General features: G+C 72.0%; 11 protein-coding genes. 4 read left to right on the forward strand and 7 right to left on the reverse strand.

Going from position 1 to position 15,943, the window contains the following annotated elements:
- Nucleotides 1-127 precede the first annotated feature (127 nt).
- Nucleotides 128-2,068, forward strand: a complete 1,941-nt coding sequence (locus SLINC_RS23755; protein ID WP_067436682.1) for a hypothetical protein — start codon at nt 128-130, stop codon at nt 2,066-2,068.
- 81 nt (nt 2,069-2,149) lie between these two features.
- On the opposite strand, the gene SLINC_RS23760 is transcribed toward SLINC_RS23755, so the two are convergent.
- The 6 genes from SLINC_RS23760 to SLINC_RS23785 form a co-directional block, all read right to left on the reverse strand.
- Nucleotides 2,150-3,748: a DEAD/DEAH box helicase gene (locus SLINC_RS23760; RefSeq protein WP_067436685.1), complete on the reverse strand. Its 1,599-nt coding sequence runs from the start codon at nt 3,746-3,748 to the stop codon at nt 2,150-2,152.
- Between the two features lie 184 nt (nt 3,749-3,932).
- Nucleotides 3,933-4,136 carry a cold-shock protein gene (locus SLINC_RS23765; protein ID WP_004986771.1) on the reverse strand — a complete coding sequence of 68 codons (204 nt, stop codon included), beginning with the start codon at nt 4,134-4,136 and terminating at the stop codon, nt 3,933-3,935.
- A 374-nt stretch (nt 4,137-4,510) separates the two neighbouring features.
- Complete coding sequence (locus SLINC_RS23770; RefSeq protein WP_159425357.1) at nt 4,511-6,853, reverse strand: transglutaminase TgpA family protein; 2,343 nt, start codon at nt 6,851-6,853, stop codon at nt 4,511-4,513.
- The gene (locus SLINC_RS23775) at nt 6,850-8,007 is read right to left on the reverse strand and encodes a DUF58 domain-containing protein (RefSeq protein ID WP_067436688.1); all 1,158 of its coding nucleotides are present in this window, start codon (nt 8,005-8,007) and stop codon (nt 6,850-6,852) included. The genes SLINC_RS23770 and SLINC_RS23775 overlap by 4 nt, the downstream gene beginning before the upstream one ends.
- Entirely contained in the window at nt 8,007-8,975 is a 969-nt protein-coding gene (locus SLINC_RS23780) for an AAA family ATPase (RefSeq protein ID WP_067436689.1), read from the reverse strand. The genes SLINC_RS23775 and SLINC_RS23780 overlap by 1 nt, the downstream gene beginning before the upstream one ends.
- The gene (locus tag SLINC_RS23785) at nt 8,972-11,077 is read right to left on the reverse strand and encodes a hypothetical protein (RefSeq protein ID WP_067436690.1); all 2,106 of its coding nucleotides are present in this window, start codon (nt 11,075-11,077) and stop codon (nt 8,972-8,974) included. The genes SLINC_RS23780 and SLINC_RS23785 overlap by 4 nt, the downstream gene beginning before the upstream one ends.
- 335 nt (nt 11,078-11,412) lie before the next feature.
- Between SLINC_RS23785 and SLINC_RS23790 the strand changes: the two genes are divergently transcribed.
- The gene (locus SLINC_RS23790) at nt 11,413-12,951 is read left to right on the forward strand and encodes a helix-turn-helix domain-containing protein (protein WP_067436693.1); all 1,539 of its coding nucleotides are present in this window, start codon (nt 11,413-11,415) and stop codon (nt 12,949-12,951) included.
- A 19-nt stretch (nt 12,952-12,970) separates the two neighbouring features.
- On the opposite strand, the gene SLINC_RS23795 is transcribed toward SLINC_RS23790, so the two are convergent.
- On the reverse strand, nt 12,971-13,798 hold the full coding sequence (locus SLINC_RS23795; RefSeq protein WP_067436696.1) for a hypothetical protein: 828 nt from the start codon (nt 13,796-13,798) through the stop codon (nt 12,971-12,973).
- Between the two features lie 298 nt (nt 13,799-14,096).
- On the opposite strand from SLINC_RS23795, the gene SLINC_RS23800 reads away from it, so the two are divergent.
- Both SLINC_RS23800 and SLINC_RS23805 read left to right on the forward strand, forming a co-directional pair.
- Nucleotides 14,097-15,353 carry a hypothetical protein gene (locus SLINC_RS23800; RefSeq protein ID WP_182449188.1) on the forward strand — a complete coding sequence of 419 codons (1,257 nt, stop codon included), beginning with the start codon at nt 14,097-14,099 and terminating at the stop codon, nt 15,351-15,353.
- 254 nt (nt 15,354-15,607) lie between these two features.
- A complete protein-coding gene (locus SLINC_RS23805) occupies nt 15,608-15,943 on the forward strand; it encodes a hypothetical protein (RefSeq protein WP_152039009.1) in 336 nt (111 codons plus the stop codon).

The raw sequence follows: 15,943 nt of genomic DNA on the forward strand, positions 1-15,943 counted from the left end.
TCCATGCCATACGCTGCATCCGCGGCGGCGTCCACGCACCCGTTCCATCGGTGCGAGGGGGGACGCGCGGCCCATTCCTTTTCCGCCCGGTGACCACCGGGCGTCTTCCGTGGGGGTTCACATCACTGTGCGCACGCGCAGCATCTCGATCGCGACGGCACTCGCGGTCGTCCTCAGTTCCGCGGCCCTGGTGGCCGGCACGGCGGGTCCGGCGGCGGCCGACTCCGCGAAGGTCCTGCCGGTGAAGTCGGTCGGCGACATGGTCGTGGACGGGCTCCACCGGCTGGTCTACATATCCGACCCGACCAGCGGCAAGATCGTCATCACCGACTACGCGGGCAGCGTCAGGGCCACGCTCACCGGCATGCCCGGGGTGACCGGCCTGGCCCTGTCCGCCGACTCCGGGCAGCTGTACGGAGCCGTCAAGGACGGCAACCGGATCGTCACCGTCGACACGCAGACGGCCACACCCACCCTGAGCTACCCGCTCGGCGCGGCCGCCCCCTCCGACCTGGAGGTCGTGGACGGCCGGATCTGGTTCTCGTACGGCACGAACTTCGGCTCGCTGGACATCTCCGGCGCGGAGCCCGTCGTCCGCCTCGCCCAGGGCTCCGGATCGCTCCTGGCCTCCGACCCGGCCGTCCCGGGCGTCCTGGCGGCCGGCGGCAACAGTGGACTCGCCGTGTACGACGTCACGGCCGACGGCGCCACGCTGCGGGCCGAGGGCAGCACGGACAGCGGCGTCAAGCAGATCGACCTGACGCCCGACGGCAAGCAGGTCCTCACCTCGTGGGGCCCGAACTACAGCGTCGGCGCCTACTCCACCACCGACCTCGCCGCCCAGCAGGGCTACCCCGTCGGCGCCTACCCGAACGCCGTCCGGGTCGCGCCCGACGGCAGCGTCGCGGGCGGCAGCTTCTCCTGGTACGACCCCGATGTCCACATCCACCGGCCCGGCGACCCGGCGCCCACGCGGGAGTACGACTTCCCCAACACCGGCGACCACAGCGGTGCCGACACCCTCGTGGACGGAGCGCTGGCCTGGGCGCCGGACGCGAGCCGCGTCTTCGCCGTCTCCGTGAACAGCCACGGCACCCACACCCTGCGCGCGTTGACCGACCCCACCAAGGAACTGCCCACCCTGAAGGTGTCGGCGCCCGCCAAGTCGGAGCGCGCCAAGAAGCTCACCGTCACCGGCAGGCTCACCTCGAAGACGAACGTCCCCGCGGGCACCGCCCTCAAGGTGACCCGCACCGACGTCGAGTCCCCGAACGGCAGGACGCTGGCCGCGGCCAAGACGAAGGCGGACGGCGGCTTCTCCTTCACGGACACCCCGCCCGCCGGCGGCAAGGTCACCTACAAGGTCTCCTACGCGGGTGACACCACGCACGCCGCCGCCTCCGGCTCCGACGCCGTGGACGTCTCGCGCAAGGCGACCGCGCTGACCCTGAACAACAACGGCAAGCTGTACGCGTACGGCAAGGACGTCACGTTCACCGCGCACCTCGGTACGACGTACAAGAACCGCACCGTCGCGATCTACACGGACCCCTTCGGCACCGACAAGCCGAAGAAGCTGCTGAAGACCGGCAAGGTCAACTCCCGGGGCAACCTGACGGCGACCGTCGACATGACCCGGGACACCACCGTCACCGCGGTCTTCGCCGGCGACGCCCGGTACGCCTCCAAGACCGTGAAGTCGACGGCGTACGCCAAGGCGAAGATCTCCACCTCCGTCTCCAAGCACTACAAGACGGGCAGGATCGGCTCCACGACGTACTACTACTTCCGCAAGAACACCGCCCCGCTGTTCACCACGACGATGAACTACTACACCGGCCGCAAGCAGCGCCTCCAGCTCCAGGTCTACTACCAGGGCTCCTGGTACGACTCGGGCTCGGAGTACTTCGCCCTCGCCGCCAACGGCAAGTCGGCCGTCTCCCTGGACGCACCGGGCGAGTCCGGCATCCGCGCCCGCATGCGCTCGTCGTACGTCAACGGCTCCTCGGGCGACAGCGTCAACTCCACGACCCACGGCGCCTGGAAGTACGTCACCTTCACCAACTGACCGCGCTCACACGACGAACCGGTACGGCCCCGCGTTCAGGGGCCGTACCGGTTCGTCGTGGTGGATCAGCGGGCGCGGAGGTCAGGCGGCCGAGTCGAAGCGGGACCGGCGCTGCGTCCTGCGGCGCGCGGCCTCGCCCGAGGACTGGCCCTGGCCGGACTGACCGCCCTGACCGCCCTGTCCCCGGCGTCCCCGACGGCCCCGGGACGGGGACGAGGAGGAGGACGCGCCACGGGGACGCTCCGCGGTCGGCGTGGTGATGACGACCGGGACACCGGACGGTGCCTGGGCACCGGTGATACGGCTCAACTCCGCCTCGCCCGAGCGCACCTGGGCGATCTGGGGAGTGATGCCCGCCGCGGCCATCAGCCGGCTCATGTCGCGCCGCTGGTTCGGGGTGACCAGGGTGACGACACTGCCGGACTCGCCGGCGCGGGCCGTACGGCCGCCGCGGTGCAGGTAGTCCTTGTGGTCGCTGGGCGGGTCCACGTTGACGACCAGGTCGAGGTTGTCGACGTGGATGCCACGCGCCGCCACGTTGGTGGCGACCAGCACGGTCACATGCCCGGTCTTGAACTGGGCGAGGGTGCGCGTGCGCTGGGGCTGCGACTTGCCGCCGTGCAGGGCCGCGGCGCGGACGCCACTGGCCAGCAGGTGCTTGGTCAGCCGGTCCACCGCGTGCTTGGTGTCGAGGAACATGATCACGCGGCCGTCCCGCGCCGCGATCTCGGTGGTCGTCCGGTGCTTGTCCGCGTCGTGCACGTGCAGGACGTGGTGCTCCATCGTGGTGACCGCGCCCGCCGAGGGGTCGACGGAGTGGACCACCGGGTCGTGCAGGTAGCGGCGGACCAGCAGGTCGACGTTGCGGTCCAGGGTGGCCGAGAACAGCATCCGCTGCCCGTCGGTGCGCACCTGGTCGAGCAGCGCGGTGACCTGGGGCATGAAGCCCATGTCGGCCATCTGGTCGGCCTCGTCGAGGACGGTGATGGCGACCTGGTCCAGCCGGCAGTCGCCGCGGTCGATGAGGTCCTTCAGCCGCCCGGGCGTCGCCACGACCACCTCGGACCCGGCGCGCAGCGCACCGGCCTGGCGGCCGATGGACATGCCGCCGACGACGGTGGCCAGACGCAGGTTCACGGAACGGGCGTACGGAGTGAGCGCGTCGGTGACCTGCTGGGCGAGCTCGCGGGTCGGGACGAGCACGAGGGCGAGCGGCTGGCGCGGTTCAGCACGACGGCCCGCCGTACGGGCCAGGAGCGCGAGGCCGAAGGCGAGGGTCTTGCCCGAGCCGGTGCGGCCACGGCCCAGGACGTCACGGCCGGCCAGGGAGTTCGGCAGGGTCGCCCCCTGGATGGGGAACGGGACGGTCACGCCCTGGTTGCCGAGCGTCTCCAACAGGCGGGCGGGCATGTCGAGTTCGGCGAACGCCTCGACGGCCGGGAGTCCCGGCGTGATCGTCTTCGGCGGCGCGAACTCGCCCTGGATGACGGTCCGGCCCGACGGACGGCCGCCGGAGCCCTTGGAGCGGCGCGGACCACCGGAGCGGCCGGAGCCGCCGGAGCCGGAGCTCGAACCGGAGCCGGAACCGAAGCGGTCATAGCCGCGGGAGTTGCCGGAGCCACCGGAGCCGCCGTAGCCGCCGCCGGAACGGGTCGATCGGGATGTGCGGGCACGATTCATGCGGAACCTTCCTTGATGAGGCACGTATCAAGGAATTCCCGCAGCGGTGGAGCGGCGCAGAGAATCTCGAGACGAGCCAAAAACGATGGGGGCGAGTATGTCCTCGCGCTGCCCTGAAACACAGCGAGCCGGGGCCCGCACCCCAGAGGTGCGGGCCCCAGCTGCGAAGTACGCGTCGCCGGTGTCAGGCGGGAACGATGTTCTCGGCGGTCGGGCCCTTCTGGCCCTGCGCGATGTCGAAGGACACCTTCTGACCTTCCAGCAGCTCGCGGAAGCCCTGGGCGGCGATGTTGGAGTAGTGGGCGAAGACGTCGGCGCCGCCGCCGTCCTGCTCGATGAAGCCGAAGCCCTTTTCCGCGTTGAACCACTTCACGGTGCCAGTAGCCATTTTATTTCTCCTTCGGAGACGGTGTCGGGAATTCGCCGTGTGCGAATTCCTTTGTCGCCGTGATGATCAACCCGTCGGAAAAAACCTTCTGGCAACCACACCTGCAACTGAGATCGACAGTAGCACGGTGCGACCGGGCCTGTACGTTCGATAATTTCCCTCCGCCCGGCGCCCTGGGAATACTCGCCGTGCCCCGCACTTATTTCTCATTCCACGAACACAGATATTGCCCGACGTGGACATGATCCTCGCGCTGCGGGGCCCCGCCCGCAGCGCTGTGACCTCCTCCGACGGGTGATATGGCCCGTCTCCGCCGCCATCGGACGGCACAGCGGCGAACGCACCTGGAATTCACCTTCGCGACGAAGGTCACATCAGCGTCGCCAGGCCGGGGCCGACCATCCCGGCGCCGCGGAACGCAGCAGGCGGAGCAGCCGGGTGCGGCGCGGGACGCGCTGCCGGACGGTGCTCTCGACCGCCTCGCAGTCCGCCCACGCGGCGTCCGCGGCTTCGGCGTCGGGTCTGCGGTCCGCGTACTCGACCTCGTTGACCAAAGTGGCCAGTTCCGGCAGCCGCAGGCCCACGTCACCGCCCACGCTCGCCGCGCCGAACGCGGCGACCTCCTGTGCCGTGTGCGCTCCCGTGGCGGGCAGGCCGATCTCCGTGAGGCGTTCGGTGATCTGCTGCCAGGCGCCGAGCACCCGGCGCCGTACGTCCGGGTCGCCGCGTCGTCTGCTGCGCCTGCGGTACGGCAGCCACAGCGCGTACAGCACATAGCCCGTCACGAGCAGCAGCGGGACGACAGGAGCGACCAGCCACAGGGACACACCGGAACCGGGCTCGCCCCCGGCGGCGGGAGCCGGCCCGTCCGGTGTGCGCGGCGTCGACGGCCGCGCCGGTCCGGCGGTCTCCCGGTCCGTCTGCCGGCTGTCCTCCGGCTCCTCCACCGCCACGGCGGACGAGCCGCCCTGCGTGACCTCACCGGGCGTGGGATGGAACGGCACCCAGCCCACACCGGCGAACCCGACCTCCGGCCAGGCCAGCACGTCCTCCCCCCGCACCCGCCAGGTCCCGGCGCCGGTCCGCGTCCCCGGGCGGAACCCCACGGCCACCCGCGTGGGCAGGCCCAGGGTGCGCCCCAGCACCGCGAAGGAGGCGGCGAACTGCTCCGACGTGCCGCGCCCGCCGTCCGCCAGGAAGAACTCCAGGTTCCGGTAGGTGTGTCCGGGCAGCGCCCCGGAGTCGAGCCGGTAGGTCGCGCGCAGCCAGTCGGCCAGGCGTACGGCCCGCTGGTACGGGTGCGTGCTGCCCGCGGTGACCCGCTCGGCGATCCTCCTGAAGGACTGGACGGAGGGGATCGGCTGCCCGGCCGCGTCGACGGCGGGCAGGCGCAGCCGCGCCGGATCGTCGGCGGCGGCCGCGTACCGCAGCCGTTCGGCGTCGTACTCGGGAAGGCGGGAGGTCGCGGTGTAGGTGAAGCCGCGCGGGACCGCCTCGCCGGTGGAGAGCACTCCGCTGTCCGGGTCGACCGACAGCGAGGTGCCCTCGGGCGTGCGCACGGACGTGGGCCGGTCGGCGGCGGGAAGCCAGATCCCGGGCAACGACCGCACGGTGAAACGCTGTTCGAGCCTCTTGGTGCGGTCCGGCTCGGCGCCCTTCTCGGCCGGCACCCGGCCTCCGGTACGGGTCAGCCCCGCGCCGCTGCTCCATGTCGTCCCGTCGTACCGGTCGAGGACGGCCAGCCGGTAGTTCCCGGGGGCCGTGCCCGAGGTCCGTACGGTGAAGACCTCCTCGTCGCCGTTGCGCATCCAGGCCGCGACCTGGTCCAGCGGGCTGGTGGACTGCGGCCGTGCGGCCGGTGGCGTGACGGCCGTCTCGCGGAGGTCGTAGGGCGATCCGACACCGGGAAGGTGCGGGCCCAGCAGCGCTGCGACGAGGCCGAGCGCGGCGACGGCCGGCAGCCGGAGCGCCAGCGCCCGCAGCGGGATCCGGACCCGTGAGCGGACCAGGACCAGCAGCGCGGCGGCCCCGGCGAACACGCCCGCGGCCGGGTACGAGGTTCCCGGGCCGTCCGCGCCGAGCACCAGCGGGACGCCGAAGGCGAGGATCGCGGGCAGGGCCGGGAGCAGCGGGGCGCGGGTGCGCAGGGCGAGTTCCGCGGAGACGGCGGCGGCCGTCCACACCACCGCGTGCGGCAGCACGAGCAGTTCGGGCTCGCCGGGCGCGGGCAGGATGGTGGAGAGCAGCGCGTGCGGCGCGTCGAGCAGCGCCGACCACGCGGCGCGCAGCGCGGGCCCGCCGGGCAGGCCGTCGCTCACCTCGTGGAACAGCGTCGCGCTGACGACGGCGGCCCAGGCGACGACGGTCAGCAGCGCGGACGGCCACAGCGGTGTGGTGGGGCGGGAGCCGGTGCCGGCGGGACGGCGGCCCTCGCGGGCGGAGCGGCGGCCGAGCAGGCCCGACAGCACCGCCGACAGGACGACCGGGACGGGCACCGCCACCGCCAGCACCGGGAGCAGCTCGGACGGCGGGAAGACCCGGGTGAACCCGTACCCCGCGGCGCCGGACAGCGCGGCCACGGGCAGCAGCGACCACAGCCGTCGGGCCCGGTCGGCCGCCTCCGCGGGCGGGGTCGGGGCCGGAGCCGGAGCCGGTACGTCGTCGTGGCGCGCCGGGGAGGTGGCGGTGGTGGCGGTGACGGCGGTGGTCGTGCTCATCGCGCGGCCTCCCGGCGCCATCCGGCCGGCAGGTCCTCCAGCGAGGCGACGTGCAGCTGCGGTACGTCGGGACGCGGACCGGACACCTCGCGGGCGGCCTCGGGCTCGGCGCCGACGCGCACCATGGTCACGCGGTCGAAACGGTGCCGTACCCGGTCGACGGCACCGAGCCCCCGGGTGTCGTCGGTGCCGGTGACGACGACCAGGGCCCCACCCCCGCGGTGGCTCTCCATACCGTCGAACGCGGCGGCCAGGGACTTCAGGTCCGAACGGCCCACGACGGCCAGCCCGTCCAGCAGCGCATCGCCGTCGTCGCCCGAGCCGTCGGTGTGCAGCAGCGGTCCCCTCTCGGCGACCAGGTGCACGGGGAAGTGGGAGCGGGCGGCGGCGTGGGCGACGGAGGCCGCGCAGTCCACGGCCAGCTCGAAGGCGTCCTCCGAGGCGTAGGCGCGCTGCCGGGTGTCGAGCACGACCGTGGTGTGCGGCAGCGACACGTCGACCATCTGGCGGACCATCAGCGTGCCGGTGCGGGCCGTGGACCGCCAGTGCACCCGCCGCAGGTCGTCGCCGAGCACGTACTCGCGCAGCGCGTGGAAGGTCAGCGAGCCGTCGTCGGCGGTGTCGGAGGCCGGCCCCTCCACATGGTGCGCCTGCCCGGACGGCAGCACGGGCAGCGGACAGACCCGGGGCCGTACCAGCAGCGTGTCCGGATCACCGTAGGGGCGCATACGGCGGGCGAGCCCGAGCGGGTCGGTGCGTTCCAGCCGCAGCGGACCCACCGGGACGCGGCCGCGGCGGGCGGTGGGCAGGGCGTACCGCAGTTCGTGGGCCGTGCCCGGGTGCAGGGCGGGCACCTCGACGGTGATGTCCCCCTCGCCGCACCGGTCGACCGCGCGCAGGCCGCGCCGGGTGCGGGACCCGGTGTTGGTGAGGGTGACGACACCCTCGGCGGAATCGCCCCGGCCGACCCTCCTCGGCGCGATCCGCCGCTCGGCGTCCAGCACGGGCGCGGGCAGAGCCCACAGCACCGCGACGGCCACGGCGAGCAGACAGGCCATCCCGAGCGCGGCGGCCTCCCCGTACCCGAGCGCGTACCCGAAGCCGGTCAGCACGGTGCCCGCGGCCAGCGTGCCCCATCCGGTGGCCGACAGCATCAGACGCGCGCTCTGCTGTCCAGCGGCACGGTGGCCAGCACCTCGTCGATCACGTCCATGCCGGTGACGCCCCTCAGTTCGGCCTCCGGGGTCAGGATCAGCCGGTGCGCCAGGACGGGCCCGGCCAGCGCCTTGACGTCCTCCGGGAACGCGTACGGCCGGGACTGCGAGGCCGCCCGCACCCGGACCGCCCGCAACAGGGCGACGGAACCACGCGGCGAGGCCCCCAGCCGTACGTCGGGGAGGGTGCGGGTCGCCGCCACCACCCGCACCAGGTAGTCGTACAGCGCGTCGGCCACCTGGATCTCGGTGGCGCTCGCTATGAGTTCCGCGATCTCCCGGGCGGTGGCGACGGGGGACAGCGACTCGGGGGTGGTGTCGGTGCCCGCCCCCTTGATGACCGCGACCTCGGAGGAGTGATCGGGGTAGCCGACGGTGATCCGCATCAGGAACCGGTCGAGCTGGGCCTCCGGCAGCGGGTAAGTGCCGCCCATGTCCACCGAGTTCTGCGTGGCGATCACCATGAACGGGCGGGGCACCGGGTGCGTGGTGCCGTCCGCGGTGACCCGGCCTTCCTCCATCACCTCCAGCAGCGCGGACTGCGTCTTGGGGGAGGCGCGGTTGATCTCGTCACCGAGCACGATGTTCGCGAAGACCGGGCCCGGGAGGAACTCGAACGTGCCCGTGTTCTGCCGGTAGACGGTGACGCCGGTGATGTCCGACGGCAACAGGTCCGGCGTGAACTGCACCCGCGCGAAGTCGGCCTCGATCGACGCGGCGAGGCAGCGGGCGAGGGTGGTCTTGCCGGTGCCCGGCACGTCCTCGATCAGCAGGTGGCCCTCTGCGAACAGGCAGGTCAGGGCTAGTTCTATGGTGTCGCGCTTGCCCTTGACGACGCGTTCTATGTTGTCGGCGAGGGTGTGGAAGAGGGGGGCTAGGGGGGTGGGGGTGGGGTGGGGGGTGGTCATTCGCAGTCCCAGACTTTGGGGTTGGAGCGGGAGTTCACGTAGAGGTCAGAGGTGTAGCCGATGATGTCCTTGTTGGTGACGGGACTGTGAAACGTGTGGTAAGCCCAGACATCGGTCGTCTCATCGCCGTAAGAATTTTCCTGGCCCCTGACGTTGCAGTGGACGGTGGTGACCTGGGTGACTTCGCCGTCCTTGTTGCCGGGGATTTCGCCTGGCCGGCCGCTGCCAACGGTGGTGGGCAACGAGCGGATCCCAACGGGGACGTCGTTGGCGGTGTTGTTCACGATGGTCATCTGCTGAGAGGGCGGGGTCAGGTCCATCCACCCGTCCGTCGCCGTGCCCGATCCGGCGGCGTTGCGGGCCATCACCGCCACCCAATGCTTGGTGCTGTTCCGCAGCTTCTCGAACCTGTGACTGCGCTCGGTGATCTGCACCGACCCGCCTGGACCGTTGACCGTGTACGTCACCGTGCCCTCGGCGTCCTGCGGCGCGTCCCAGGTCAACGTGCCGCCGTGTCCGCGCTCGGCCGGAGTGAAAGTGAGCCCCCGCGGCGCCCCCGGCGCAATACAAGGCCGCGCCAGTGCCGAAGGTGCGGACTCCTTGTCCGGCTTCCCCCCGCCGTACTCCGCGACGACAGTGAAGCTGTACTGCTCGTCGCACGAACCACCCCGGACCTCGAAGGTGTACGGGCCGTCGGGGCCGACACCGTCCGGGGTGACGGTCTGGTCGGGGGTGGCGCCCTTGAGGACGTAGCGCTGCGGGGTCGCGCCCAGGGCCTTGGCGAAGGTGATGCGGATGGCGCCCGAGCGCGACTCGGCCTGGGGTGCGCCCGGGGCGCCGGGCTCGGGTTCCGGCTGCGTGGGGCCGCCGGGCCCGGGGCCGGGCGGCTGTCCGGACGGGTCGCCGGAAGGGTTGCCGGACGGGGGATCGGTCACCGGGGCCGTCGCGTTCGGGGCGCCCGGCGGGGGCGGAACAGGCCCGCCGGGGACGCCCGTCGGGATGCTGTCCTCGATGGGCTCGTCGCCGGGCTCGCGCGCGGACGGCACCTCGGTCCGGTACTTGCCGATGTGCCGGACCTCGCCGTCGGCGTCGATCACCGCGGCGGCGGAGCCGTCCGGGTCGTTCACCCACAACAGGCCGTCGCGCACGAAGAGTTCGAGCTCACCGGCCCCCTCGGTGACCGGCACCGGTGGGGCGGGCGTGGAGAGGGCGGTGTCGTACACCAGCAGCCGGCCGGTGGACTCGTCGGGTATGTAGACCCGCTTGCCGAGCAGGTGGGGTGCTCCCAGTTCGTGGCCCTCGGTCTGCACGTGGGCGCGGGTGGTGTGCCGGCTGCGGACGTCCACCACCACCAGATCCCCGGTGCCGGCAGCCAGTACGGGCACCGCGGAGCCGTCGGTGCCCGCCGGTACCAGGACGTCGTCCGGGTCCGTCCCGGTGACCGCGTCACCGAGGTCGAAGGAGCCCTGCACGCCCGTGGCCGTCAGCACCCGCATCACACCGGCGGTCCCGTCGGTCACCACGGGGTGGCCGTCGGCCAGCGTCAGCGCGAGGTCGTGGCCCGCTTCGGCCACCTTGACCGCCGTACCCTTGAGGCCCTTGGTGAACGGCACCACCGTGCCGCTGTCCGGCAGCGGCACCCACAGCGTGCCCTCCGCGTCCACCACGGCGGCTCCCGGCTTTCCGCCCACGTCCACGGGCGGGCTCTCGGGCGTCGTCATCGCCGGGTCGATCCGCTGGACGGTGCCCTTGTGGGGGTCGACGACATAGGCGTACGCCCCGCCGGAGACCAGTTGCAGCCCCGCCGCACCGTAGTCCGCGGACTGTGCGGCGCTCAGCTGCGAGGCGTCGATCCGTACGACCTCGCCGGTCCGCTCGTCCAGCACCAGCGTGGTGTCGCCGTCCTGCGCGACCGACACCGGATGACCCGCCATCCCGGCCGGCAGTACGACCTTGCCGTCCACGTCCCCGGTCAGACCGTGGGCGTGGGCGACCTCCCCCTTCTCACTGCCGGCCAGCCAGGCACCGACATCGGCGAGCCTCGGCCGCGTGCCGGACTCACCGGCCCCGACGGCGAGCGAGGTGCCGATGAGGGTGCCCACGGCGCCGATCGCTATGTACCCGGTGACCCGGTTCCCGGTCGGCCTCGGTCCCGGTTTCGGTCCCGGTTTCGGCCCCGGTCCGAGCCTCGTCCGAGCAGCCGTGATCAGTGCCGTACAGCGCTGTCGGACACCCCACATCACTCGTCCCCCTTGAGAATCACAACCGCTCGCGCGCTCAGGGTAATTGGGATCCATACGGCTGTCAGCGACGAGGCGGGCCCCGTATCGGAGGCGGGCCGCATCGGCCGCTGGCAACGGATCACCGCTCGGTGGGATGCTGGGACGCCGGTGGGGCAGAGTGACGGCACGGCAGTGGGTGCCGAGGGGGAAGGGCGATGGGATCGCGGCCCGGGGAGTTCGACGAGTTCGCGGCCTGCCTGCGGGCGCTCAAGGACCGGGCGGGCCTCAGCTACGGGGCGCTGGCCCGGCGGACCCGCATCAGCAGCTCCAGCCTGCACCGGTACTGCTCCGGCTCGTACGTCCCGCAGGACTACGGATCGGCCCACCGGTTCGCCACGGCCTGCGGGGCGTCACCGGAGGAACTGCGCCGATTGCACCGGCTCTGGGCCCTCGCGGACGCGGCACGGGAGTCGGGCGTAGAAGGAGAACAGGACACGGGCCAGGACGACACCGATCAGGACGACACCGACCAGGACGACACCGACCAGGACGGGACCCACGGACCGGACCTGGACCCGGACTCGAACCCGGACCCGGCCGCCGCACCCCCACCGGCCTCCACCCCCCGTCCCCCCTGGCACCGCCGTACACCCCACCCCCTCGTCACGCTCGCCCTCGTCCTCGCGTTGGGCGCCACCGCGTGGGGCATCGCGGCCGTGACCGGACCCGGTCCCACCGACGACGAGGAACGCCCGCTGCTGTCGGCGAAGTGTGCCGAGCCGGTGAGTGAGGGGCAGCGCGGGACCTGCGTACGGGAGACGCAGCGGCTGCTGGCCAGGACCGGTGCCGAGCTGGACGTGGACGGTGACTTCGGGCCGCAGACCTTGCGCAGGGTGACCGCTTTCCAGGTGCTGTCCCGTATCGGGGTCAGCGGAGTGGTCGACGGGGAGACGAAGAAGGCGCTCTACGCGTCGAAGGTCAGGATGGACAGCTGGTCACCCGCGAAGGTGCGGCAGCGGGTCCGCGAGGTGTTCCGCGCGGTGCCCGACGAGGCGGTCGACCTCGCCGACTGCCAGTCGCGCCTTGATCCGCTCCACGTCGTGCCGCACACCGACGGCACCCGGAACTGGGGTCTTTTCCAGATCCCCGATGCCGTGCTGCGGAAACTCGGCGGCACACCGCGCGAGGCGATGGACCCGGAGTGGAACATCCGGGCCGTCCACAGGCTGTGGACCCGCACGAAGAACTTCGGCGACCTGCCGCACTGCGACCGCGCTACCGCGCCCGTGCCCGCGCCCGGCGAACCGGACCTGGTCGAGGCGTCCGGCGGCCCGCCGACGGCACCCCCGCCGGACGCCTCCGCGCCTCCGGCGTCCACCACCGCCGTCTGCCCGGCACCGGGGCAACGCTTCAAGACGCTCACCGACCTCCGGATCTACCTGGTCGGTCCCGGGCGCCGGCTGTACTACGTCCCCGACGCGATCGTGTACTTCAACCTCTGGGACGACTGGAACGGCGTCGCCGTCGTCAGCGCCGACGTCTTCGCGGAGTGCGGCTGGGGCGAGGCCCGCGAGCTGGCGAACGCGTCCCTGGTCAGACGGGGCAGCGGCGGGCGGACGTACATCTGGGACGCCTGGTACGGCTACCGCCCGATCGCCGACCGGACCGCCTTCGACAGGTACGGCTTCTCGAAGGCGAAGGTCCGGACACGGCCCTCCCTGTCCCCCGTCAGCGCGGACGCCATGTGGCGGTGAGGGCCGCGCGGGGTGCGGTTCAGTGGTCGTCGCGGATGGTCGTGGCGATGCCGTTGCCGACCACGACCTCGGCGGTGAAGCCCTTCTTGGCGGCCTTCTCCAGTTCGGCCTCGGTGCACTGGGTGCCGCCCTGGCCGCCCTCGCCGGTGTTCGTGTCACCGCAGATGTCGCCGTAGCCCCAGATCTTGGTGTCCTCCGCGAGGAGGAACTGCTGCTCGACGCCCTTCATGTCGGAGACGGTGTACTTGCCCGGCGCCAGGTAGGAGACGTTGCCGAACCAGGTTCCGCTGACGCCCTTGCCCTTGTTGATGCCCTCCACGACGGTCTCGCGGGTGCCGGAGCCGGTGTTCTGCCCAGCGGTGGCCCGCCGTTCGGTCACCAGGGTCGCGATGCCGTTCCTCATCTCCACGTCGGCGTTCACCGCGCCCTTCTTGGCGGCCGCCTCCAACTGGTCCAGCGTGCAGGGCGCGTCCACCTTGGACCCCGCCTCGCCGCATATCGTGCCGACGCCGTAGACCTCGGTGTCGTCGGCCACCAGGAACTGCTGGTCGCCCTTGCCCGGTACGGACACGATGAACTTGCCCGGGGCGAGATAGGTGACCGTGCCGTTCTCGAACGCACCGCTGACGCCCCGCGAACCCGTGGTGCCCTTGCCGTCCGTGGTGACCTTGGAGTCGGAGCCCTTGGAGCCCTTGGAATCCGACGCCTTCTCCGCGACCGCCGCCGCGTCCGATCCGCTCCGGCCGGACGACGTGCCGGCGGTGTCGTTCTGGCACGCGGTCATCAGCAGCCCGGTGGTGAGGGCGGCGGCGACGACAACGGCCTTGCGGAGCCGGCGGTTCATCATGGGAGGTTCCTTCCGGGTGGGAACGGCAGGGAGCCGACGGCGTTCTCCGCCGGTCGCCCGCCTCTGTGTCGACTATGAGGAACCTGAGAGCCCTCCGGTCGCGCCTGTCCTCCCATCAGGACACCGCCGTGGCGCGCCCGTGACACGGCAACACATCGGCACTGAACGGCGGTTGACCGCCGCGGCGCCTTGCCGTGGTGCGTCACACGGCAGGGCAAGGGTGTTGCAAGAGGCGTGCAAGGAAAGCGTGGCACGCACGGGGGACCCCCCTGACGTCGGGTGTAAGCAGCGACAAGCCATGGGGGATCGCGTGTCTGTCAGAACGACGAAACCAGCACTGATCGAGCAGGGGCACTGGCTGACGGTACGGGACTGCAAGAGGGTCCTGGTGGTCGTGCACACAGTGACCTTCGCCCAACGACTGCGCGACGTCTTCGAGTTGCTGGAGACCGATCTGCGTATTCAGCTGGTCTTCACCGTCGCACCGCACGCCTTCGGCAACGGAACCACCGAGTTCCTGCGGAGCCTCGGTATCGCCACAGTGCCCTGGGAGGATGCTCTGCGGACCGAGTTCGACCTCGCGCTCGCCGCGGGCTCCCGCGGGGTGCACGAACTACGGACTCCGGTCTTACGCATCTCGCACGGGGCAGGACATATCAAACTGCTCACCGACGTCGCCGCGCTGGCGCAGGGAGAGCGGAGATGGCCCGGGATGCTGAGTCGCCGGCACCTGCTGCATGAGGGACGGCTGGTTCCGGCGGCGATCGTCTACGCGCACGACCGGGACCTGGAGGAACTCGCCCGGTCCTGCCCGGAAGCGCTTCCGGTGGCTCATGTGGTGGGAGATCCGTGCGTCGACCGGATCATGGCCGGCAAGCCCCGCCGCGAGGCATACCGCCGTGCACTGGGAATCGAGGACGGGCAACGGCTCGTGGTCGTCACGTCCACCTGGGGTCCGGCTTCGACGTTCGGGCGGCTCGACTCCCTGCTGCCGCAGCTGCTGGGCCAGGTGCGCGGCGACGGCTACCGCATCGCGATGCTGGTGCATCCCAATGTGTTCGCCGGTCACGGCATCCGGCAGGTGCACGGCTGGCTGGCCTGTTGCCGGGGCCGGGGAATCGCCGTCCTGCCTCCGGAATCCGACTGGCAGGCGCCGCTGATCGCGGCCGACTGGATCATCGGCGACCACGGATCACTCACCGCATATGGGACGCTCACAGACGCGACGACGTTGCTGACGGCCGGGCCCCGGCGCGAGGTGTCAACCCGCTCACCGGCGGCTCTGCTGTCCGCTGTCGCGCCCGTGGTGTCTCCGGTGTACCCGCTGGCGGAGCAATTGGAGTACGCCGCACAACTGCGCTGTCCGGGACAGTACGACCAGGTGGCCGCCTCGTTGTCTTCGGTGCCGGGTCAGTTCCACCGACGGATGCGGTCGGTCGTCTACCGCATGCTCGGGCTGGGAGAGCCCGCCCTTCCGCCGCTCGTCGCACCACCCCCGTTGCCGCCGTCGCTGACCCGGTGGGAGATCCCCGCCTGCCGCGGGGAGGCGGTGTGAGCGACCGGATTGTGATCTCGGAGCCGGATGCCGCGTGGGCCACGGTGTGCTTCCGTGCGGCATGGCAGGGTGCACCTGGTGATGACGACCCGGGCGGCCGGTCGTCGTTCGTCGTGTGGCGCTCGCGTGCGGGGCATGGTCCGGGTCTCGTCCGGCTCGCCCCACTGGCCTCGTCCGTGGGGCGGCACACCGATACGTGTCCCCTCCCTTGCCCGCACGAGCCCGCCTCGCCCTCCTGCGATGTGCACCTGTGGGTGGACGCGGACAGTCCGGAACGGGCCGGGCTCATGGAGTACGCCGATGTGCTCGTGAGCCACGTTCCGCTGCCGCCCGAGTCGGCGCATCGGCGGGTGCGCGAGCTGCTGTCGGGCCGCCCCGGGTGCCTCGCCGCCGCCGTCCGGGACACGGCCACGACGATTGTGGTCGGAGTGCGGGGCCGGACCGGTGGGGTGTCGTTCGTACGGCCGGGGCGGTGCGGGTCCGCTGCCCCACCCCCGTTGCACGCGGTCGCCTCGGTCGTCCACGCCTGGGTGGTGTCCGGGCGGTCGCCGCACGCGCTGGTGTCCGTCTCCTCGACGCCGCGGCGCTGA

It is taken from the genome of Streptomyces lincolnensis, from assembly GCF_001685355.1.
In the GTDB taxonomy this organism is placed as follows: Bacteria; Actinomycetota; Actinomycetes; order Streptomycetales; family Streptomycetaceae; genus Streptomyces; species Streptomyces lincolnensis.